The sequence below is a fragment of the Corallococcus sp. CA054B genome (assembly GCF_003611625.1).
Lineage (GTDB): Bacteria > Myxococcota > Myxococcia > Myxococcales > Myxococcaceae > Corallococcus > Corallococcus coralloides.
The window spans coordinates 14786-36237 of the sequence record NZ_RAVY01000056.1 but is presented as its reverse complement, the minus strand read 5'-3'; the positions used below and the strand labels follow the sequence as shown (position 1 = coordinate 36237).

Here is a 21452-nt window from a genome sequence, read left to right as displayed (position 1 = left end):
GTGCTTTACCGGAACCCGGAGCGGGAGCTGGAGCGACTGTGGGAGTCGCTCCGGTGGAACCGCGAGGCTCCGGGTGCGCCCGCGTTCCGGGTCGCGTGGCTGGACAACTCGCCGGACGACTCGCTGCGCGCGCGGGTGATGCGGTTGGACGCGGACGCGGACTACCGGCACGCCGGGAGGAACCTGGGCTTCGGGGCCGCGCACAACCGGATGATGGCGGAGGCCTTCGGCTCAGGCGGGGCGCGGTACTACGTCTGCGTGAACCCGGATGGGCTCTTGCATCCGGACTGCGTGCGGGAGCTTGCGCGTGAGGCGGATCAGCGGGCGGACACGGGGCTGGTGGAGGCCCGGCTGTTTCCGGACGAGCACCCCAAGCCGTACCATCCGTCCACGGGCGAGACGCCCTGGTGCAGCGGCTGCGTGCTGCTGGTGACGAAGAAGCTGCACGCGCGGGTGGGTGGCTTCGACGAGCGCTTCTTCATGTACTGCGAGGACGTGGATCTGTCGTGGCGAGCGAGGGCGTCCGGGTTGTCCATCCGGGTGGCGCCCTCCGCGCTGGTGCACCACTACACCGTCACCCGGGAGGAGAGCCCGGTGCGCGAGCAGATGGTCCGCCGCAGCGCGGCCCTGCTCGGGGCGAAGTACGGTGACGCGGCCTTCATGAATGCCCGCCTGCGGGAGTACGCGCAGCTGGGCGGCGAGCCATTCCAGACGCCCGACATCCTCAAGCCCGGGCGGAAGCTCGCGGGCATCGCGAACTTCAGGCACCACCTGGAGTTCGCTCGGAGGCGCTGGTGAACGCTCTATCCGAAGAGGCGCCCCCGTCCGCCGCGTCCGAGCGGTGGATGGCGCTGGTGTTGTCGCGTGCGCGCGCGGGCGCGGTGGTGAGTCTGGTGGGCGCGTCGCCAGCGCTGGCGGAGGCCCTGCGGGCGCGGGGCGGCTCCGTGCGGGAGCTGCCAGGGCCGGAGTGGAAGCGGGGCAAGGGACCCGCGCCGACGCTGGTGGTGCTGGAGGGCGACGCGGTCGAGCGGGTGCTGGAGGACGGGCTGGAGGCGCTGCGGCGCGAGGCGCCGGGGGCGGAGCTGGTGTTCGGCCTGCGCAACGCGGGCTCGGCGCGGGCGTTGATGGGCGCGCTGACGGGGGAGTCGCCGGTGCGCGCGGGGCTCTCCGAGCAGCGGATGCTGCGGCGGCTGGCCGAGGCGGGCTACCGGGTGGCGCACCGTGAGGTGGTTCCGTGCGCGTCCGGAGGCACGGCGCTGGCGGAGGACACCGCGCAGGCGCTGCGGGCGGTGCTGGCCCAGCTGTCGCCGTCCACGCAGGTGGAGGAGGGGCTCTACGTCGCGGTGCCGGACGGGCCCGTGCGCGCGCCAGTGGCGGGGTTGCTCAGCGTCGTCGTCACGGTGGAGCCGGGGACGCGGGACTCGGCGCTCGACGAGACCCTCTTCGCGCTGGCCTGTCAGGAGCAGCAGCCGCTGGAGTTGCTGCTCGCGGCGCCCGAGGGCGTGGACCTGTCCGGTGCGGAGGCGGCGCTGGAGCGCTACGGCAGGCTGGGGTCGTTCCAGGCGCGCACCGTGCGAGCGCCCGCGGGAGCCCTGTACGTGGAGGCCGTGCGCGAGGCCCGGGGACAGTACCTGGCGTTCGTGGATGCGCGGTGCGTGGTGTACCCGCGTCACTACGTGGAGTTGGTGCGCGCGCTCCAGACGGGCCACGAGGCCTGGGCGTTGGCGCGCGCGTTCCGCACCGAGTGGGCATCCGGTGAGGGGGCTCCTCCCTACGTGCGCGCGAAGGTGCCGTTCCCACTGGGCGACCGGCTGGAGGTGGAGCACCTGGTGGTCCATCCGGAGCTCGTCCACGCGATGGTCATCGACCGTCATCGCATCGGGCCCTTCCCGGTGGCGATGGAAACGGGACTCGGGGACCTGCCCGCGAGGCTGGGGGCGCTGTTTCCGCCGGTGTTCGTGGCAGGCATCGCCTCGTGCGAGGTGCGGGGGCCGCGCGAGCCGCCGGCCGTCGCCGTGGCTCCGGGGACGTGGCTGGTGCGCCCCCTGGAGTCCTGGGTGGACGCCGTGGCGCGGATCCGCAACGAGACGCTCCAGGCCCGTGAGTTCCGCCACCGGGTGGTGGATGCGTTGAATGCCCGCGTGCACGACATCCCCTGGGTCCACGGCACGCTCAAGGCCCTGGCGAACCGGATCAAATCCGGCAGCGGACGCTGAGACGATGAGTGCCGCCGACAGTGACGGCCCTCGTGGTCCGCGAGAGACGCAAGGCGTCGAGGCCGTGTCGTTGGACCCGGCTGACCGGGAGCCATCCTCCGTTGCCGCAGCCGCGACGTTGGACATGGCCGACCGGAAGCCGTCCTCTGCCGTGCCGACCGCGTCAGGATCTCCCACCGGCCGGGCGCATCCGCCTCACGATGTCTTCGTCGAGGTGCTGGGCTTCGACGTACCGCAGTCGCACCGTGCGCGCTGGGGCCCGGTCATCACCGCCGCCAAGCGCTGGGGGACGCGGGGGCTTTCGCCCTTGCAGCGGTGGGTGCTGGACCGCCAGCTGCGCTTCGACCTGCGGCTGCGGGCGTTGATCCGGCAGCCGGAACGGACGCTGCCGGAGTTGGCCCGCGAGGAACTCTCACGACTCGCGGATCCGCGGCCTGTGGGCGCGGTGGGCCGGTGGCTTCCCTGCGTACCTGGGCTGGAGGCGCAGCGGGCCTGGAACCTCGCGGTCGTGGCCCTGCTCTCCGGCGCCGGATGGCCCCTTCGGACCGAGGGCGCCGCCGAGGCACTGGACGCGCTGGAAGCCCGATGCGACGTGCTGTCGCAAGAGGCCGGCGCAGTGGGCCTGCCCCTGTGGCGCGAGCTGTGGCGGCGGCAGGTCGCCTTCAATCACGCGACCGTCCGCCTGTTGCGGCACCTGCTGGGCGCGGCCCGTCCCGCAGTGCTCTTTCCCGCTCCAGAGACGTACACGCGCGAAGCCCTGGCGCTGGAAACCCGCGAGGTCCGCGATGCGACGGCCGCGCTTGCCCGGCTGGAGCGCCAGCCTCGGATCAGCCTGGTCACGCCCGCCTGGGAGACACCGGTGGACGTCCTCCGCGCATGCGTCGCGTCCGTGCGCGCACAGGTGTACCCGCACTGGGAGCTGTGCATCGTGGACGACGGCTCGCGCTCGGCGGCGGTGGCGGACGCGCTGCGAGAGGCCGCGGCCGGCGACGCGCGGATCCGCTTCGCGCGGCTGGAGTCGAACCAGGGCATCGCCCGCGCGACCAACGCCGCACTGGCCCTGGCCACCGGGGAGTACGTGGGCTTCCTCGACCACGACGACCTGCTGGCGCCGCACGCGTTGGCCGAGGTCGCGCTGCGGCTCGGTGAAACGCCGGACGCGGACGTCGTCTACTCGGACGAGGACAAGGTGGACGCTCGGGGGCTGCGCTTCGCGCCCTACCTGAAGCCCGCGCTGTCCCCGGAGCTGCTCCGCGCGGTGAACTACGTGTGCCACTTCCTCGTGGTGCGTGCATCGCTGCTGCGCGAGGTGGGAGGCATCCGCCCGGGCTTCGAAGGGGCGCAGGACCATGACCTGCTCCTGCGCCTGATGGAGCGCACGCGGCGCTTCGAGCACATCCCCCGCGTGCTCTACCACTGGCGGACGCTGCCCGGCTCCACGGCCACGGACGCCAGCGCGAAGCCCGCGGCCTCCGAAGCGGGCCGCAGGGCCGTGGCGGAGCACCTGTCGCGGATGGGGGAGGGCGGCTCGGCGGAGACCGTCGCGCCAGGGCTGTACCGGACCCGCCACCCGCTCGTGGGCCGTCCGCGGGTGTCGGTGCTGCTTTCGGAATCGCCCACCGAGGCCGAGCTCGCGGCGCTCCTCGCCTTCACGGACGACCTGGACGTGGAGGTCCGCGTCCCTGTTTCGTCTCCAGGCGCTTCCTCCACCGGCAACGCCATCCACGTCCAGGTGGACGCGGCCGCGACCCCGGGCGCCGTGGCGAACCAGTTGCTACGCGAGGCCCGGGGCGACCTCATCCTCGTCCTGGAGGCAGGCACGCTCCCGACCGGACCGGGGTGGCTGAGGGAGCTCGCGTCACAGGCCTCGCGCACCGGCGTCGGCGTGGTGGGCGCGCGCATCGTCTCTCCCGCGGGGCAGGTGCTGGAGGCAGGGCTGCGCTTCGACGCCGAGGGCCGGGTGCTGCGCCCCTTCGCGGGGCTGTTCGATCCCACGCTCGGCGCGTTCGGCGGCTCGCATTGGCCTCGCGACGTGCGCGCCGTCTCCAGCGCCTGCGCGATGATCCGCCGCGAGGTCCTGGAGTCACTCGGAGGTTGGGACGCGGCCTTCACGTCCGACGAGGCACGGGGCGTGGACCTGTGCCTGCGCGCGAGCGAAGCCGGGCTGCGCGTCCTCTACGCACCCCACGCGCGACTCGTGCGCACCCGTTCGCGGGAGGGAGCACTCGCGGCGACCCACGACGCCGGGCGGCTGCGTGAAGCGTGGGTGCGCGCGGGACGGACCGACCCCTCCAGCCATCCGCGCCTCGACTTCGTCCAGACAGCGTAGAAAAGAACAACGAACGCGCTTCCTCCCCCGTGGAGCGAGCGGCCTGCCAGTCTTGACGCTCCCGGAGGGGGATGACATGGAGGACATCCGCCAAGGAGGGGGGGCGTGCCTTGCCTGTCGCGAGGGTCTGCCTTCCGGACGTCACGAACATGCATTCACAGCTCAATCCCCTGGAACACCCCCTCTGCCTCACGCAGCCCCTGCGGCTGCTGGCCTCCTCCGCCTGGGTGGAGCACGTCCCGTTCGCGATGTTCCTGGTGGACCTGCTGCGTCCCGCGACTCTGGTGGAGCTGGGCACGCACACGGGAGTGTCCTACTCCGCGTTCTGTCAGGCGGTGGACGCGCTGAAGCTGGAGACGCGCTGCCACGCGGTGGACACGTGGAAGGGCGACTCGCAGGCGGGCTTCTACGGGCCGGAGGTGCTCGCGGACCTGCGCGCGCACCATGACCCGCGCTACAGCCGGTTCTCCCAGCTGCATGCGATGACCTTCGACGAGGCCCTGAGCCAGTTCGCGGACGGCACCGTCGACCTGCTCCACATCGATGGCTGCCACGAATACGAGCAGGTGAAGGCGGACTTCGAGCGCTGGCGCCCCAAGATGAGCGCGCGCGGCGTCATCCTCTTCCACGACACCCAGGTGCGCGAGCGCAACTTCGGCGTCTGGCGGCTGTGGGAGGAGATCCAGGGCCAGCATCCCTCCTTCGAGTTCGAGCACGGCTTCGGTCTGGGCGTGCTCTCCGTGGGCCCGGAGCAGCCGGAAGGGATGGTGGCCCTGACGAGCACCCGCGACGCGGAGCGCGAACACCTGCGGCAGGCCTTCGCCACGCTGGGCGGGCGCCTGACGCTCCTGCTGCACCAGCAGCAGCTGCGCGACGCCTACGGACAGAAGGAACAGCAGGCCGCGGACCACGCGCGTCAGGCGCAGCAGCTCCAGGCGGAGCTGGACGCCGCCCGTGAAGCGGCACGCGACGCCGCGAGCACCCTGCGCGAGACCGAAGGCCGGCTCGCGCGGCTGGGCCTGGCCCAGCGGATGCTCCAGGACGAGCTGGGCCGCAAGAACGCCCGCATCCACGAACTGGATGCGCACGTGTCGCGCCAGGGCTCGGAGCTGGCGCACATCAACGGCAGCCTCGCCTGGAAGGCCATCAACCGCTACTGGGCCATGCGCGAGCGCGTGCTGCCCCCCGGCACGAAGCGCGGCCACTACTACCAGAAGAGCAAGGGCACGCTGCACAAGGTGGGCGCGAAGCTGATCCGGCTGCCCGCGAAGCAGGGCGCGCTCCAGGCGCTGCGCGCCGCCAAGGCCGCCCTCACGCCAAGCACTCCCGTCGCCCCCGCCGCGCCGGTCATCGCCCCGGCCCCGAGCGCGCCGCCCGCGCCCCCGTCTCCGTGGACCGTGCCGCTGACGCAGGTCTCCCAGTCCAGCAAGGGACAGCGCATCCTGATCATCGCGGAGCTGTCGCTGCCCCAGTGCAAGCGCTACCGCGTGGACCAGAAGGTCGCCATGTTCCACCGGCTCGGGTACGACGTCACCGTCGTGAACTGGCACGACCACGCGGAGTGCAAGGCCGCGCTCCAGTTCCACGGCCTGGTCATCTACTACCGCGTGCCCGCCTATCCCGCCGTGGAGGAGCTGCTGGCGGAGACCCGGCGCCTGGGCCTCCCGCACTTCTTCGACGTCGACGACCTCATCTTCGACGTGGAGCAGTACGAGAAGAACTCCAACGTGCTGCGGCTGCCCGCCGCCGAGCGCGAGCTGCTGATCAACGGCGTGCGGCAATACCGCAGGGCGCTCAGCCTGAGTGAGAACGCCATCGCCAGCACGCCCACCCTGGCGAGGGAGATGGCCAAGGCCAACTCCGGCAAGGTCTACATCGTCGAGAACTGCCTGGACGACGTCATCCTGGAGGTGGCGAAGGAGATGGATGCGCGCCCGCCCGCGGTGAATCCGGACTGGGTCACCATCGGCTACGGCAGTGGAACGCGCACGCACGACGCCGACTTCACCATCGCCGCCGACGCCATCATCGCGGTGATGGAGCGCCACCCGAACGTGCGCCTGGCCATCCACGGCTACCTGGAGCTGCCGGAGGGCTTCAAGCGCTTCTCCGACCGCATCTTCCGCATCCCGTTCCTGGACGCGGAAGACTACCTGCGCGCGCTCGCGTCCTGGCAGATCTCCATCGCGCCGCTGGAGCCGACGGTCTTCAACGAAGCCAAGAGCAACATCAAGTTCATCGAGGCGTCCGTCTTCCGCGTGCCCACGGTGTGCTCCAGCACCGCGCCGTTCCGGGAGATCCTCGAACACGGCCGCAACGGCTTCCTCGCCACCACCCGCGAGGAGTGGGAGTCCGCGCTGTCCGCGCTGGTTCAGGACGCGTCGCTGCGCAAGCGCACGGGCGAGGAGGCCCACCGCAGCGTGATGGCGCGCTACCACCCCGCGGTGGTCGCCACGGAGCGGCTCCAGCCCATCCTCCAGCACCTGCCGCCCGCGCCGCCGCCGCGCCTCAAGGTGCTGGCGGTCAACGTGCTCTTCGCGCCCTTGAGCTTCGGCGGGGCCACCATCGTCGCGGAGCAGGTGTCGGACCGGCTGAAGGCGGAGGGCTGCGACGTCACCGTGTTCACCGGCATCGTGGGCTCGACGCTGCCGGACTACTCGGTGGTGCGCTACGAGGCGATGGGCCTGCCGGTCATCGCCACCAAGGTGCCGTCCCTCACCGACCGCGCCCAGGAGTACCAGAACCCGCGCATGGGGGAGACCTTCACCCAGGTGCTCAAGTCGGTGCGCCCGGACGTGGTGCACTTCCACTCCATCCAGCTCCTGAGCTCCACGCTCGCCACCGCGTGCGCCGCGGAGGGCATCCCGTACACCATCACGCTCCATGACGCGTGGTGGCTGTGCGAGCGGCAGTTCATGGTCCGCGAGGACAACTCGTACTGCGACCAGAAGGCCATCGACCTGCGCGTGTGCTCCAAGTGCATGCCGGACTCGCGCTACACCTTCAAGCGCACGTTCGCCCTGCGCAAGGTGCTGGATGGCGCGGCCCTGCTGATGACGCCCAGCGAGTTCCAGCGCCAGCTCTACATCGCCAACGGCATCGCGCCGGAGCGCATCGTCGTGAACAAGAACGGCGTGCTGATGCCCGGCCGGGAGCGCGCCGCGCGCCCCGCGAACGCCCCGGTGCGCTTCGCCTACCTGGGCGGCCGCGCGGTGCACAAGGGGTACTTCTGGCTCAAGGACATCCTGGAGTCGGTGCCGGACTCCAACTGGGTCCTGAAGATGACGGACATCCAGCTGCGCCTGGGGCCCGCCGCCATCGACGCGAAGGAATGGAAGGTGAAGGGGCAGGTGGAGGTGGTGCCTCCGTATGATCAGGACGGCCTGGACGCCTTCTTCGACGGCGTGGACGTGCTGCTGATGCCCTCGCAGTGGAAGGAGAGCTTCGGGTTGGCGGTGCGCGAGGCCCTGGCCCGCAACGTGTGGGTGGTCACCACGGCGTCGGGCGGCGTCAGCGAGGACATCGTGGATGGCGTCAACGGCAACGTCCTGGCCATTGGCGACGCCGACGGCTACCGCCGCGTGCTGCGCGACCTGATGGCCCACCCGGAGCGTCTGGCGCGGTACCAGAACCCGCATCGCGCCGCCGTGCGCGACTACGTGACCCAGGCCCGCGAGCTCCACGGGTTCCTGGCTGGCCTCGTAACCACGCCCGCCGCGCGAAGCACGCCCCGCGCGACCACCAACGCCTCGGCCACCCAGCGCTGAACCGCGGGGGCGGAGGCCGGAAGTGACGAAACCCCGGCCCGGCTCCTACGCCGGGCCGTAGTAGCGCTGGTACACCGTGGTGATCGTCACCGCCGCGGTGAGCACGATGAAGCCGGCGATGAGCACCGGCTTGAAGCGCGTCAGCCCGCGCGGCACCCAGGCGGGCGGGGCCAGCGCCACCACCAGCAGCGGCGCGTAGGGCAGCAGGTAGCGGCCCTGCACTCCGTCCACGTGGTTCGCGCCCGGCGCCGTCCACGCCAGGTACAGCATGGCCTGGATGGCCAGCACGCCCGCCGCCGCCACGCCCAGCGCCACCGCGCGCTCGCGCCAGCCCACCTTCGGCGCGTCCTTGTCCGCGTCCAGCGCCATCACCCCGAAGAGCAGCGCGGCCAGGGCGAAGAGGGCGGGGCGGGGCACCGGCGTGTCCAGCCAGCCCAGAATGCCGCCGCCCTGGTGCAGGAAGTCCGGCAGCTTCTTCCAGAAGTCACTCACCAGCACGCCCAGCACCTGGAAGGGGTGCGCGCGCACGTGGGCCACCTGCGCCACCACCTCGCTGGGCCGGAAGATGTCCCGCACCGTGGAGGACCACGCGAACTGGAGCAGCGCGGGCACGGCGACGATGGCGGCCAGGGCCAGGGCGTAGCGGCCGCGCGTCCCCAGCCGGGCGAGCGGCAGCAGCAGGAACACCAGCGACAGCGGCAGGTAGGCCTGCTTGCACAGCGCCACGAACACCGCGCTCGCCAGGAGCAGCCCCAGCTGCTTCGCGCCCAGGGGCCCCTCGTGCGCGAACGTGAAGTGCAGCGACAGCGCCACCAGCAGCAGGCACGCGGACATCGTGATGGGATCCGCGGACACGGACGCGCGCTGGAAGAGCACCATGGGCGTGAGCGCCAGCAGCGCGAAGGCCCACCGCTGGAAGGGCATCAGGCGCAGCGCCACCGCGGTGAGCACCAGCGCCACCAGCATGTTGGCCAGCCGGCCCGCCCATAGCACCACCACCGGGGGAGCCTCCAACAGCCGCGCGGGCGCCATGCCCAGCGACTGCGGGAAGTAGACCAGCGGGAAGTAGATGGAGGACGCGGCGAAGCCCCACTCCTGGGTGTCCTGGGGCGCCAGCGCCGCGTGCATCGCCTCGCGCAGGCGCTGCCGGTCCTGGCGCGCCCCGGGATTGCCGCCCACGCCCGCGGACACGTCCTGCGCCACCCGCACGATGCTGCGCGGGAGCTGCCCGCCCGCGTCACCTCCAGGAATCCGCGTGGCCGTCAGCTGCCCCTGGGAGACCTGGTACGCGCGGTAGAAGTGCGCCGGCTCGTCCGCCACCTGGAACGGGGGCGTGAGGAAGCTCAGCACCGCGCCCAGCACGGCGGCCACGATGAGGAAGGCCACGACGGGCGCGATGAAGAACGGACGCAGCGGGGACGGGGACGGTGAAGACGGAAGCATGGAGCTCGGATGGGGCCCGGTGGGCCCTCAGACGGCGTGCGAGTCGCGCCGGGCTGCGACGGCGGGGGAGATGGCTTCAGGACGGGGCTGCGCCCGCGCGGCGCGCTCGGCCTCCGCGGAGGTGAGCAGGGCGACCTCCTGGGCCAGCCGCTTGAGCTGCTGGCGCTGGTCGGCCACCTGGAGGCTCAGCCGGTACACCAGCCACATGAGGCACGACAGGGCGATGAAGAAGAGGGCGGACGGGGCGTAGTAGATGCCCATCGCCGTCGCCAGCGCGTCGATGCCGTGGCGCCACAGCGACAGGCCCGCGATGGCCACCGCCACCAGCAGCCACGCGAAGGTGTGCCGCTCGCTGGTGCGCCGGCCCCGGGCCGACCACAGGACGCTGAAGGCGAAGGCGGCCGCGAAGGCCACGCCAATGAGGCTGGAGCGAAACATGGGAATCAGACGGGACGGACCCGCTCCATGAGCAGGGCGAAGGACACCTTCGCCATGTAGAAGGCCGACTTCCACGGCGTCAGCGAGCTGGTGCCGGTGAGGCGCGGCCGCATGCGCACCGGCACCTCCGCGATGGCGAAGCCCTGCCGCGCCGCCATCAGCACGCTCTCCGGCTCCGGGTAGTCATGCGGGTGGACGCGCGCGAAGAAGCGGATCGCCTGCGGACCGAAGCCCCGGAAGCCGGAGGTGGGGTCGGTGATGCGGTGGCGGCTCAGCGAGGACAGGAGGCCCGCCAGGAACCGGTTGCCGAAGCGGCGCAGCCACGTGGAGCGGAAGCTGGTGACGCCCGCGAAGCGGCTGCCGATGACCAGCTCCACGCCCGACTGGAGCGCCTCGCGCAGCGCGGGCACGGACGCTGGATCATGCTGGCCGTCGCCGTCCATGCGGATGACGTGGTCGTACCCGTTGCGGGACGCGAACAGCAGGCCGCTGGCCTCGCCCGCGGCGACGCCCAGGTTGAAGGGATGGCTGAGCACGCGCGCTCCGCCATCCCGCGCGCGCTGCGCCGTGGCGTCGCGGGAACCGTCATCCACGACGAGCACGTCGAACTCCGGCAGCGCTTCGCGCAGCTCCGCCACCGTCGAGCCGATGCACTCCTCTTCGTTGAAGGCCAGCAACACGATGAGGCCCTGTCGGGTGTCCATTCAGCCCCCTCCTGCGTCTTCCGGGCCTTCTATCGTTTCACGGCACGCGGGAACAACCCGCTACGCCCGGTTCCCGCTCACGCGCGCGATGAAGATACCCGCATCCTCCAGGCTCAGGCCCCGGGCCACCGCGCCCAGCCCCTGGCCCGCCAGGGAGACGAGCGGCCGGGGGAGCCTCTTCAGGGCGTGCGCCCGGTCCGCCAGGCTGTCGGCCTCGAAGTCCAGGTCCCCGAAGGCGTCCACCAGCTCCAGCCCCACGCGCGGGAGCAGGGCCTTCATGGAGTCATGGGTGAAGTAGCTCTCGTGCGGAGGAAAGGTGCCCGCCTGGTAGAGCTGCTCGAACAGCCCCGACGAGGCCACACCGGCCATGGCGCGGGAGACGCGGTAGAGCAGGCCGCTGGCCACCGGCACCTTCAGCACCACCCACTCCAGCTCGGGCGCCAGCTGGGTGACGAGGTGGCGCACCATGTCCGTCAGGTGCGCGCCCGGGAAGTGCTCCACCACGTCCAGCAGCGTGAGGATGCGCGGACGGAAGGGCAGGTCCTGAAGGGGCAGGTGCCACTGTCCGCCCTCGGGAAGGGGCAGGCGCATGGCGGGGATGCCCGCGTCGCGCATCAGGTTGACGGACAGCTCGGAGATGTCCGCGCCGGACAGCTCCTGGACGCCCGCCTCGCGGCAGCCCTCCAGGAACCAGGCCCGGCCCGCGCCGAAGTCCAGGAGCCGCGAGGGCTGGGGGACGTGGCGGCGCAGGCGCTCGACGATGCGCCGGGCCTGGCGCTGGCGCGTGACGCGCAGCGAGTCCATGAAGCCGCCGCTGTCGTATTGCGCGTGGTAGTCGGCGGTGTTGCGCGGCGCGCGGTGGCTCGCCACGCGGTGGCCACAGCGCTCGCAGGTCTCCACGTCCAGCCGGGGCCCCTGGAAGGACGGTTGGAGCGAGGGCGAAGCACAGGCGGGACAGGAAGGGGCGGACATAGGGGGCGGCACCCTACCGCTTCCGCGCGTCCCCCGTCACGTGTCTGACAGGAGGGCTAGCGGCCACGGCGCCGCGAGGGCGCACGGCGCGGCGGCTCCTGAGCGGGCTCCTGCGAAGGCTCCGGCGATGGCTTCGGCGAAGGCTCCGACGGGGCCGGAGGCAGGCGCGAGGTCAGCTGCTCCAGCTGGCGCTCCACCTCCTGACGCCACAGGGACTGCGTGCGCGCCTGGACGCGCTGGTGCTCGTGGATGAGCGCGAGCGCGTCCAGGATGGCCTCGTTGAACTCCACCTGGCGCCGGAGCGCCTCGTTGATGAAGGGCTGGAACGCCAGCCGGAAGGCGCGCTTGGCCATCACCAGCGCGGGCCCCACCAGGGGCCGGTGGGACGAGGGCGGATCCGCGTAGCGCGCGTCGCGCTTCAGCCGCGCGCCCTCCAGGAACGTGGGCCACGCGGAGCTGGGGGGCTGGGCCTGGGTGGCGGCGAGGCGTCGGCGCAGCGCCTCCACCTTCTCGGGCTCGGGCGTGGGCAGCCGCTCCAGGGACTCCAGCACCGCCTTCACGGTGGGGTCGTCGGTGATGAGGTCCTCAGCGCGCATGCGGGTGTCCTCCCACGTCCAGCTCTCTTGCCAGCTCCGCCGCCAGCGACGTCAGGTCGCGCCCCGGGGTGAGCTCCCACAGCCTCTTTCCCAGGACCTGGCGGACGCCCGCGTCCGGCGCGCGGCGGGGCTCCCAGACGCCCGCGACGCGCGTGTCCGCCGGCAGCCGCGACACCGTGCGCCGGGCCACCTCTTCACCGGCCCCCGCGAACAGCAACGGCCCGGAGGCGCACCGCACGCCCGTCTCCAGGGACGACGACGGCGGGCTGACCCCGTCCAACCCGAAGGTGGGCTCGTCCGGCGTGAAGCGCCGCACCCGCGTCACACCCTCGCGCTCATCGCCCGGGGCCAGCTGCAGGGGCAGCACCTGCCGGCGCACCGTCCACAGGCTCGCGTCCGGCAGCCGGTCCACCACCGCGCGCGCCAGCCGGGACATGGGCGCATCCGGCGCGGCGTCGAAGCCCGGGCACACGACGGTGACGGCGGGCCCGGCGGACGGACGGGGAGGGGGCGCGTCCCCCTGGAGGAAGGGCATGAGCGCCTCGCGCACCCGCTGGGCCACGGACTGCTGGTCCAGGGACGCCAGTCGCTGGCGCTGCGCCTCCACCACCCGTGAGCGCAGGGCGGGGTCGCGCTCCAGCACCGCCAGGAGCCCCGCCACCTGCGCGGGGTCGTCCGACAGGGTGGTGAGGCCCGCGCCGCCCATGGTCTCCGGCACCGCCGCGGCGCCGTAGGCCACCACCGGCACGCCCCGGTACATGGCCTCCAGGAGCGGCACGCCGAAGCCCTCGTGGCGGCTCATGGAGAGGTACGCGGTGGCGGAGGCGAAGCACGCGGACAGCTGGGCGGCGTCCACCCGCCCCAGGAACACCACGCGGTCCGGGCCCAGCTGCTCGCGCAGCGCCAGCACGGAGGCGTCATAGGGCGCGCTGCTGTAGAGCGTCCCGGCCACCAGCAGCCGGCTCTTGGGCTGGTACAGGCGCTGGTAGGCGGTGAAGACGCGCAGCACGTCCTCCAGCCGCTTGCTGGGCACGGTGCGGCCCACGAAGAGCACGTTGGAGCACCCGTCCTCCACCTGTTCGCGCAGGGCCGCGTCCGGCGGCACGTTGAACGCGTTCCAGTCCACCGCGAAGGGCAGGACGCTCGCGTCGGGGTACCCCGCGGCGGACAGTTCCTCCACGCTGAAGTGCGAGTACGCCCAGGCGTGCGTCACGTGCTCGCGCAGCTGGAGCAGCTCGTCGCGCGCCAGCATGCAGCCGCGGGCGACGTGGCGGTCCGTCCCCTCGAAGAACCGCGCGGGGGTGACGTTGTGGTACAGCAGCGCCTTGCGCCCCTTCGCCTTGGCCACGAGCGGCACCAGCCGCGACTCGAAGCTGTGGTGGACGAGCAGCGCCGTGTCCCGGCCCGCGTCGCGCGCGTACTCGAGCGCGGGGCGCACATCGTCCCGGCACGCCTCGTCCCACTGCTCCGCGTAGATCTCCGACGCGTACCCCCATCCGCGCAGGAGGTCGCGCAGGTAGCGCACCTGGTTGCCCACGGCGTCGCCCCAGGCCAGCCGCGGTACGAGCTGGTGGACCGCTCCGGCGCCCGAGGACGCGGTCCCTCGCTTGCTGTTCCAGAGGCTCACGTTGGGCAAGGCATTTACCCCTGGCCCGCACCGGCCACAAGTGGTCGCGCGCGTGCCTTGACGGGGATCCGTCCCTCCGCTACGGAGGGCGCTTTCTCCCGACGTACGAGTGGTGGCGTGTCAATGAACGTCCTGGTGACAGGGGGCTGCGGCTTCATCGGCTCCAACCTGGTGAAGTACCTCCGCCGCGAACGGCCTGACTGGAAGATCGTCAACCTCGACAAGCTCACGTACGCGGGCAACCTCGAGACCCTCGCCGACCTGGAAGGTGACCCGCGGCACGTCTTCGTGCGCGGTGACATCGCCAACCGGGAGCTGGTGGAACACCTCATCGTCCAGCACGGCATCGACGCGGTGATGCACCTGGCGGCCGAAAGCCACGTGGACCGCTCCATCCTGGGCCCGGAGGTGTTCATCCACACCAACGTGCTGGGCACCCAGCAGCTGCTGGAGGCCTGCCGCGCCCGGGGCGTGAAGCGCTTCCTGATGGTCTCCACCGACGAGGTCTACGGCTCGCTGGGCCCCACGGGCGCCTTCACGGAGACCTCTCCGCTGCAGCCCTCCAGCCCGTACTCCGCCTCCAAGACGTCCTCGGACCTGGTCGCGCTGGCCTACCACCACACCTTCAAGATGGACGTGGTGGTGACGCGCTGCTCGAACAACTACGGCCGCTACCAGTTCCCGGAGAAGCTCATCCCGCTGATGGTGGTGAACGCGCTGCACGACAAGCCGCTGCCCGTCTACGGCGACGGCGCCAACGTGCGCGACTGGCTCCACGTGGAGGACCACTGCCAGGGCCTGCTGGTGGCGCTGGAGAAGGGCCGCGCGGGCGAGGTCTACAACATCGGCGGCGGCTCCGAGCGGCGCAACATCGAGATCGTCAAGGGCATCCTCGGCCTCCTGAAGAAGCCCGAGTCCCTCATCCAGTACGTGGCGGACCGGCCCGGCCATGACCGCCGCTACGCCATCGACCCCACGAAGATCCGCACGGAGCTGGGCTATCAGCCGAAGCACACCTTCGAGCAGGGGCTGGCGGAGACGGTGACCTGGTACGTGGAGAACCGCGCCTGGTGGGAGCGCGTCACGAGCGGCGCCTACCGCCAGTACTTCGACACCCAGTACAAGGCCCGTCTGCAGGGGCGGGGTTAGCGTCATGCGCTTTGTCGTCACGGGGGCCAACGGTCTGGTGGGCAGCCGCGTCTGCGCGCAGCTGACCGAGCGCGGGCATGAAGTCGTGGGCCTGGGGCGCGGTCCCCGGCGCACGGGCGGCACGCACGGCTACGTGGAGGTGGACCTCACGCGCGAGCAGGACGTGGCCGCGGCCATCGCCCAGGCCCGTCCGGAGGCCATCATCCACCCCGCGTCCATGACGGAGGTGGACGCGTGTGAGAAGGACCCGGACGCGGCCTACGCGGCGAACGTCCACGCCACGGCGGCGGTGGCCCGGGCGGCGAAGCTCGCGGGCGCGCACCTGGTGCACGTCTCCACGGACTACGTCTTCGACGGGGACGCGGGGCCGTATTCCGAGGACGCGCTGCCCAACCCCCGCGGCGTGTACGCGCTGACCAAGCACATGGCCGAGCAGGCCGCGCGCGTCTTCGCGCCGGGCTGTGCCATCGCGCGCACCGCGGTGGTCTACGGCTGGCCCGCGGCGGGACGTCCCAACTTCGGGGCGTGGCTGGTGGGAGCCCTGGAGAAGGGCCAGCCGGTGAAGCTCTTCGAGGACCAGGTGGTGTCCCCCAGCTTCGCGGACAGCGTGGCCGCCATGCTGGTGGAGCTGGGCGAGCGGCGGCTCGGCGGGGTGTGGAACACCTGCGGCGGCACGGTCATCGACCGGGTGGGCTTCGGCCGGGCGCTCTGCGAGGTGTTCGGCTTCGACGCGTCGCTGATCACGCCCACGCGCATGGCGGACCTGAAGCTGGCCAGCCCCCGTCCGCTGCGCAGCGGCCTCAAGACGGACAAGGTGCGCACGGAGCTGAAGGCCCAACCGCTGGAGCTGGCGGAGTCCCTGGCGCGCTTCCACGCGGCCTGGAAGGCGCACCGCGCCGGTTGAGCATCCGCGCGTGGCGGCACGGCCGCGCGCAACCGTTTCGCGGCCGCGCCGTGGAACACAGGGGAGAACGCATGAAGGGAATCGTTCTGGCCGGGGGTTCGGGCACGCGCCTGTACCCGCTGACGCGCGTGGTGAGCAAGCAGCTGTTGCCCGTCTACGACAAGCCGATGATCTACTACCCGCTGACGACGCTGATGCTGGCGGGCATCCGGGAGATCCTCGTCATCTCCACGCCGCAGGACCTGCCGCGCTTTCGCGAGCTGCTGGGCGACGGAGAGCAGTGGGGCATCCGCCTCCAGTACGCCGAGCAGCCGCGCCCGGAGGGCCTGGCGCAGGCGTTCGTCATCGGCCGGGACTTCGTGGGCAACGACCCCGTGTCGCTCATCCTGGGGGACAACATCTTCTACGGCCACGGCATGGGGGAGCTCACCCAGCGCGCGTCGAAGCGGACGCAGGGCGCCACGGTGTTCGGCTACTACGTGAAGGATCCGGAGCGCTACGGCGTGGTGGAGCTCAACGCCCAGCACCAGGCCGTCAGCATCGAGGAGAAGCCGGCCAAGCCCAAGTCGCACTACGCCGTCACCGGCCTGTACTTCTACGACAACCAGGTCATCGACATCGCGGCGAACCTCAAGCCGGGCAAGCGCGGCGAGTATGAAATCACCGACGTCAACGCGGAGTACCTGCGCCGCGGCCAGCTCAACGTGGAGCTGATGGGACGCGGCTACGCGTGGCTGGACACCGGCACGCACGAGTCGCTGATGCAGGCGTCCAACTACATCGAGATCATCGAGCGCCGTCAGGGCCTCAAGGTGGCCTGTCCGGAGGAGATCGCCTTCCGCATGGGCTACATCGACGAGCAGCGGCTGACGGCGCTGGCGGAGCCCATGCGCAAGAACGAGTACGGCCAGTACCTGTTGGATCTGGTGGAGAAGCGGGGGGCGGTGTCGTGAAGGTGACCCCGCTGGCGATTCCGGACGTCCTGCTCATCGAGCCGAAGGTGTTCGGCGACGACCGGGGCTTCTTCCTCGAGTCCTTCCACGCGAAGCGCTACGCGGACGTGGGCGTGGTCGGCCCGTTCGTGCAGGACAACCTGTCGCGCTCGGTGAAGGGCACGCTGCGAGGGCTGCACTTCCAGGAGCCGAACGCGCAGGGCAAGCTGGTCCAGTGCCTGGCGGGCGCGGTGTGGGACGTGGCCGTGGACATCCGCAAGGGGTCGCCCACGTTCGGCCGCTGGGTGGCCGCGGAGCTGACGGGCGAGAACAAGCACCAGCTCTGGGTGCCGGCGGGCTTCGCGCACGGGTTCTGCGTGGTGAGCGACTCGGCGGACTTCTTCTACAAGTGCACCGCCCTGTACTCCCCGGAGTCCGAGCGCAGCGTGGCCTGGAATGATCCGGACCTGGCCATCCCCTGGCCGGTGAAGGAGCCCCTGCTTTCACCGAAGGATCAGCGCGCGCCCCGACTGAAGGACGCGCCCGTGCTGCCTGTTTTCTGACGCGAAGGGCAGACGGGCAGGCGTGGGGCGGGGGGCTTGTCATTTCCCGCCTCCTGCGCGGTAAGCAGGCAGGGGGGCAGGCCTCGTCCCGAGGGAGGAAGCCAGCCGGGGGATGGAATGCCCAATCTCCTCCGAGGAGGAGACGCATGGTCCTGCCCGGCAGGGGAATGAGTTGGAAGGAGTTCTTCAAGTCCCTCAAGGATGAGTGGGGGCGCGACAACGTGGGCAACGTCGCGGGCGCGCTGACGTTCTCCGCCATCATGGCGCTGTTCCCGTTCCTGCTGTTCCTCGTGTCACTGGCCGGTGTGCTGATTGATCCGCACCAGGCGCAGCAGCTCATCCAGGAACTGTCGAAGGTTGCGCCCCAGGAGGTGACGAAGATCCTGGGCGAGCGGCTGGAGGCACTGGCGAGCAGCAATCCGGTGGGGTTGCTGACCATCGGTGGCGTGGGCGCCATCTGGGCGGCCTCCGGCGGTGTGGTGGCGCTGATGGACGCGCTCAACACGGTCTACGGCGTGACGGAGAAGCGCCCGTTCTGGAAGAAGCGCGGCATCGCCCTGCTGACGACGCTGGGCACGGCTGTCACGGTGGTGCTGGCGGCCCTCGTCGCCATCGTGACGCCGGCGATCGCGGGCAAGCTGGGCGAGCCGATCAACAGCGTGGTGCTGTGGCTGCGCATGCCGGTGGCGGGCATCCTGATGATGCTGCTGCTGGCGGTGCTCTACTACGTGCTGCCGGACGTGAAGCAGAAGTTCAAGTTCATCACCCCGGGCTCGGTGGTGAGCGTGGTCATCTGGGTGCTCGCCTCGTGGGGGTTCTCGAAGTACGTGGCGAACTTCGGCTCGTACGACGTGAACTACGGCGCCATCGGCGGTGTCATCGTGATGCTGCTGTGGATGCAGATCTCCTGCATGGTCGTGCTGCTGGGCGCGGAGATCAACGGCATCCTCGAGCACAAGTCGCCGGACGGGAAGGCTCCGGGCGCGCGGGATCCGAACGCGCCGGGACCGAACGTGACGAAGACGGAGGCGGAGGAGCGGGGCGCGAACCTCCCCGGCGCCACGGACTTCCGCCCGGCTCCGCCCGAGCCGCGTTACGAGAGCCGCCCGGTGGCGCTGAGCAAGACGCCGCTGGCCGCCGCGGCGAAGTGGGCCGCGGGCGTGGGCCTGGGCGTGTTCCTGATGCGCCGCAAGTCGGCTGCACGGTAGGCCTGCTGTTTCAGCGGCGGGCGGTCCTCGGAAGGGGGCCGCCCGTCGTCATTTTCAGGGCAGGGGAGAGGTGACGTAGTCCTTCCCGTCCGAGTGGCAGCCGTGGCAGGTCGAGTGGGCGCGGCCGTAGTAGTTCCGGGTGTAGTCGGGGCCGAAGCCCTCGTAGAAGAGCCAGGTGTCCTTGCCGGGGCCTTCCGCGACCTTCACGTCCAGCGCGTGGCCCCGGAGCGTCTTCCCGTCGTCCTCGAAGAGCTCCTTCACCAGGATGCTGCCCACGGGGTGCGTGGCGTTGCCGTCGCGAAGCGACTGCGCGACGACGTCGTTGAAGAACACGCGGACCTTGCTGCCATGGGGAGCGCGCGTGTCGTGGACCGAGGGCTCCGCGAGCCAGGAGGTGTACTGGCCCGAGCGGACGAAGGCCGTGATGCCCTTCTCGGACGTGTCGATGCCCTGGACGACGCCGAGCCCCTCGTCCACGGAGGAGGAGGGACCACAGGCGGCGGCGAACAGGACCATGAGCGGCAGGAGGTGGGCGCGCATGGTCAGGACTACGCCGGGGGCGTGTGAGCGGTTACAGCCGGTCCCGGCTCACTGCGGCGCGTAGTTGTGGCTCAGCTCGAACACGAGCGTCTTCACGATGGGCGGGAGGGAGATCTCGATGCGGCCCAGGTTCAGGTCCGCGCGGGTGACCTGGTAGGAGATGCCGCCGAACTCGTCATCGAAGGTGAAGGCGTCGTTGTCGAAGATGGAGATTTCGAGCGGGTAGCGCAGCAGGTTGGACGTGATGACCTGGCATCCGCCGGAGCGCCATTCGGGGTCCCAGCTCTCGTCTTCCTCGGTGCGGGTGCGTTCACGTGCGGAGGGGCAGTTCATCTCCACGACGACGTCCGGAGGAGAACCGTCGGAGTCCCAGTCCTCGCCCGTGTCCGGGTCGACGTCCGCGATGGTGGCGTACCGGGGCTGGATATAGGTGCGCATCACGCCCACGTAGCAGGTGTGCTGGTCGAGCCGGCAGACACTGCCTTCCGCGCAGGGTGCACAGACGCTGCCATTGGGGCCGCATTCCGAGTCGCTCCGGAACGAGATGCACTCGTTGAACGAGGAGCAGCAGCCGTCCGCGCAGTTCTCCGGGGTGCAGTCGTAGGGACCGCAGGCGGGGAGCCACAGCGCGCACATCAGGATGAACATCCAACCGCCGAGGACTTTCATGAGCGCGGTGAACGCTACCCGCTTCAGGTCCGTCCGTCCCGAGCGTTGCGCTCGACGGCCTTCTCGTAGGCGGCCTGAAGCTCGCGGAACACCGAACGCGAAGGACGCGGCGCGTCCAGGTGCAGGTGGCGCAGCTCCACCATGAAGGCGTTCCAGAGGGACGGGCCGCCCTTTTCGAGCAGCTCCGCCCGAACCGACAGCTCCTCGCTCACCTGTGTATGCCGGCGGCCCCAGGCCCCCATGTGCGCGAGCAGGGGCACCAGCTGGATGGACGCCTCCGTGAGGCTGTAGATGCCCTTCTGCTGGTGCTTCGGATCCGGGCGCCGCGACAGCAGGCCGGACGCGGTCAGGCGCTTGAGCCGGTCCGCGAGGATGTTGGAGGCGATGCCTTCCTCACTCTGCGAGAGCAGGTCGCCGTAGCTGCGCCGGTTCCCGAACATGACGTCGCGAATGACGATCAGGCTCCAACGGTCGCCGAGCTGTTCGAGCGTCAGGTTGATGGGGCAGCCGGAGCGCCCTGTCAGCGGCATGGCCATGCTCCTTGCAGTATGCAAGGGGTCCAAATACGGTTCAACCCATTGCGAAACGCAAGTGGGTGAATGGAAGGGTCCAACGATGTCGCTCGCGGTCTACGGTCACTATTTCTCCTCGTACACGCAGAAGGTGCTCATCGCGCTGTATGAGAACGGCACGCCCTTCGAGTTTCGAAGCATCAGCCCGGAGACGCCTGAGCATTCAGCCGAATGGCTGCGCCGCTGGCCGCTGCGCAAGTTCCCGCTGCTGGTGGACGGTGACCGTCAGGTCGTCGAGACGAGCATCATCATCGAGTATCTCCAGCTGAAGCATCCCGGCCCGGTGCGCCTGCTCCCCGAGGACCCGCTGGCCGCGCTGGACGTACGGTTCCTCGACCGCTTCTTCGACCTGCACGTCATGAACATGGTCCAGCACGCCGTGAACGGAGCGCTGACGGGGGACCCGGTGAAGCGCCAGGACGGGATGAAGCTGGCGGTGGAGAACCTGGAGCGCGCCTACGGCTGGATTGAAGGGCAGCTGGGGGGCCGGACCTGGGCCGCGGGCAACGACTTCACGTTGGCGGACTGTGCGGCGGCGCCGTCGCTGTTCTACGCGGACTGGACGCACCGGATTCCCGAGTCGTGTCCTCAGCTGCGCGCCTATCGCGCGAGGTTGCTCGCGCGTCCGTCGGTTGCTCGGGCGGTGGATGGAGGGAGGCCGTACCGGCCGCTCTTCCCGCTGGGAGCGCCGGACCGCGATTGAGCGCGGGGGCAGGGCCGGCGGGAGCTGCCGCGGATGCAAGCGGCCTGAGTACGACCCATCGGGTGTCTCAACAATCCGGTGCGGTGCAAGCCCAAGGAAGCGGTAGCGAGTCATGGTCTG

The 21452-nt window shown here is 70.9% G+C and carries 19 protein-coding genes; 10 read left to right on the top strand and 9 right to left on the bottom strand.

What is annotated here, in order from left to right:
* From D7V80_RS16175 to D7V80_RS16155, 4 genes are all read left to right on the top strand, one after another.
* Positions 1–798 (top strand): glycosyltransferase family 2 protein, encoded by a 798-nt coding sequence (locus D7V80_RS16175; RefSeq protein WP_233585396.1) that lies wholly within the window; start codon positions 1–3, stop codon positions 796–798.
* Positions 795–2216, top strand: a complete 1422-nt coding sequence (locus D7V80_RS16165; protein WP_147447118.1) for a glycosyltransferase family A protein — start codon at positions 795–797, stop codon at positions 2214–2216. Before D7V80_RS16175 ends, D7V80_RS16165 begins: the two co-directional genes overlap by 4 nt.
* A gap of 151 nt (positions 2217–2367) precedes the next feature.
* Positions 2368–4545, top strand: coding sequence for a glycosyltransferase (locus D7V80_RS16160; RefSeq protein ID WP_158616645.1), 2178 nt, complete (start codon positions 2368–2370; stop codon positions 4543–4545).
* 149 nt (positions 4546–4694) lie between these two features.
* Positions 4695–8312 carry a class I SAM-dependent methyltransferase gene (locus D7V80_RS16155; RefSeq protein WP_120589014.1) on the top strand — a complete coding sequence of 1206 codons (3618 nt, stop codon included), beginning with the start codon at positions 4695–4697 and terminating at the stop codon, positions 8310–8312.
* Between the two features lie 45 nt (positions 8313–8357).
* Here the strand turns inward: D7V80_RS16155 and D7V80_RS16150 are convergent, their stop codons facing one another.
* From D7V80_RS16150 to D7V80_RS16125, 6 genes are read right to left on the bottom strand one after another with little or no spacing between them, the layout of a single operon-like run.
* On the bottom strand, positions 8358–9755 hold the full coding sequence (locus D7V80_RS16150; RefSeq protein WP_120589013.1) for a DUF2142 domain-containing protein: 1398 nt from the start codon (positions 9753–9755) through the stop codon (positions 8358–8360).
* A 27-nt stretch (positions 9756–9782) separates the two neighbouring features.
* Complete coding sequence (locus D7V80_RS16145; protein WP_120589012.1) at positions 9783–10193, bottom strand: DUF2304 domain-containing protein; 411 nt, start codon at positions 10191–10193, stop codon at positions 9783–9785.
* Positions 10194–10198: 5 nt separating this feature from the next.
* Positions 10199–10897 (bottom strand): glycosyltransferase family 2 protein, encoded by a 699-nt coding sequence (locus D7V80_RS16140; protein WP_120589011.1) that lies wholly within the window; start codon positions 10895–10897, stop codon positions 10199–10201.
* A gap of 60 nt (positions 10898–10957) precedes the next feature.
* Positions 10958–11869, bottom strand: coding sequence for a bifunctional 2-polyprenyl-6-hydroxyphenol methylase/3-demethylubiquinol 3-O-methyltransferase UbiG (locus D7V80_RS16135; RefSeq protein ID WP_120589010.1), 912 nt, complete (start codon positions 11867–11869; stop codon positions 10958–10960).
* A gap of 56 nt (positions 11870–11925) precedes the next feature.
* Positions 11926–12465, bottom strand: a complete 540-nt coding sequence (locus tag D7V80_RS16130; protein WP_120589009.1) for a hypothetical protein — start codon at positions 12463–12465, stop codon at positions 11926–11928.
* Entirely contained in the window at positions 12455–14092 is a 1638-nt protein-coding gene (locus tag D7V80_RS16125; RefSeq protein ID WP_233585398.1) for a glycosyltransferase, read from the bottom strand. The genes D7V80_RS16130 and D7V80_RS16125 overlap by 11 nt, the downstream gene beginning before the upstream one ends.
* A gap of 123 nt (positions 14093–14215) precedes the next feature.
* Here D7V80_RS16125 and rfbB point away from each other — a divergent pair, with 123 nt between their 5' ends.
* From rfbB to D7V80_RS16100, 5 genes are all read left to right on the top strand, one after another.
* On the top strand, positions 14216–15241 hold the full coding sequence (gene rfbB / locus D7V80_RS16120) for a dTDP-glucose 4,6-dehydratase (RefSeq protein ID WP_120589007.1): 1026 nt from the start codon (positions 14216–14218) through the stop codon (positions 15239–15241).
* A 4-nt stretch (positions 15242–15245) separates the two neighbouring features.
* Complete coding sequence (locus D7V80_RS16115) at positions 15246–16145, top strand: SDR family oxidoreductase (RefSeq protein ID WP_014397617.1); 900 nt, start codon at positions 15246–15248, stop codon at positions 16143–16145.
* A gap of 71 nt (positions 16146–16216) precedes the next feature.
* Positions 16217–17098, top strand: a complete 882-nt coding sequence (gene rfbA, locus D7V80_RS16110; protein ID WP_120589006.1) for a glucose-1-phosphate thymidylyltransferase RfbA — start codon at positions 16217–16219, stop codon at positions 17096–17098.
* Positions 17095–17640 (top strand): dTDP-4-dehydrorhamnose 3,5-epimerase, encoded by a 546-nt coding sequence (gene rfbC, locus D7V80_RS16105; protein WP_120589005.1) that lies wholly within the window; start codon positions 17095–17097, stop codon positions 17638–17640. Before rfbA ends, rfbC begins: the two co-directional genes overlap by 4 nt.
* Before the next feature lie 146 nt (positions 17641–17786).
* Entirely contained in the window at positions 17787–18848 is a 1062-nt protein-coding gene (locus D7V80_RS16100; RefSeq protein ID WP_120589004.1) for a YihY/virulence factor BrkB family protein, read from the top strand.
* A gap of 54 nt (positions 18849–18902) precedes the next feature.
* On the opposite strand, the gene D7V80_RS16095 is transcribed toward D7V80_RS16100, so the two are convergent.
* The 3 genes from D7V80_RS16095 to D7V80_RS16085 are packed head-to-tail and all read right to left on the bottom strand — an operon-like array spanning position 18903 to position 20593.
* Positions 18903–19388, bottom strand: coding sequence for a hypothetical protein (locus tag D7V80_RS16095; protein ID WP_120589003.1), 486 nt, complete (start codon positions 19386–19388; stop codon positions 18903–18905).
* Between the two features lie 48 nt (positions 19389–19436).
* Positions 19437–20057, bottom strand: a complete 621-nt coding sequence (locus tag D7V80_RS16090) for a hypothetical protein (RefSeq protein ID WP_147447117.1) — start codon at positions 20055–20057, stop codon at positions 19437–19439.
* A 23-nt stretch (positions 20058–20080) separates the two neighbouring features.
* Positions 20081–20593: a helix-turn-helix domain-containing protein gene (locus D7V80_RS16085; protein WP_120589001.1), complete on the bottom strand. Its 513-nt coding sequence runs from the start codon at positions 20591–20593 to the stop codon at positions 20081–20083.
* A 79-nt stretch (positions 20594–20672) separates the two neighbouring features.
* Between D7V80_RS16085 and D7V80_RS16080 the strand changes: the two genes are divergently transcribed.
* Positions 20673–21332 carry a glutathione S-transferase family protein gene (locus D7V80_RS16080; protein ID WP_120589000.1) on the top strand — a complete coding sequence of 220 codons (660 nt, stop codon included), beginning with the start codon at positions 20673–20675 and terminating at the stop codon, positions 21330–21332.
* Positions 21333–21452 lie beyond the last annotated feature (120 nt).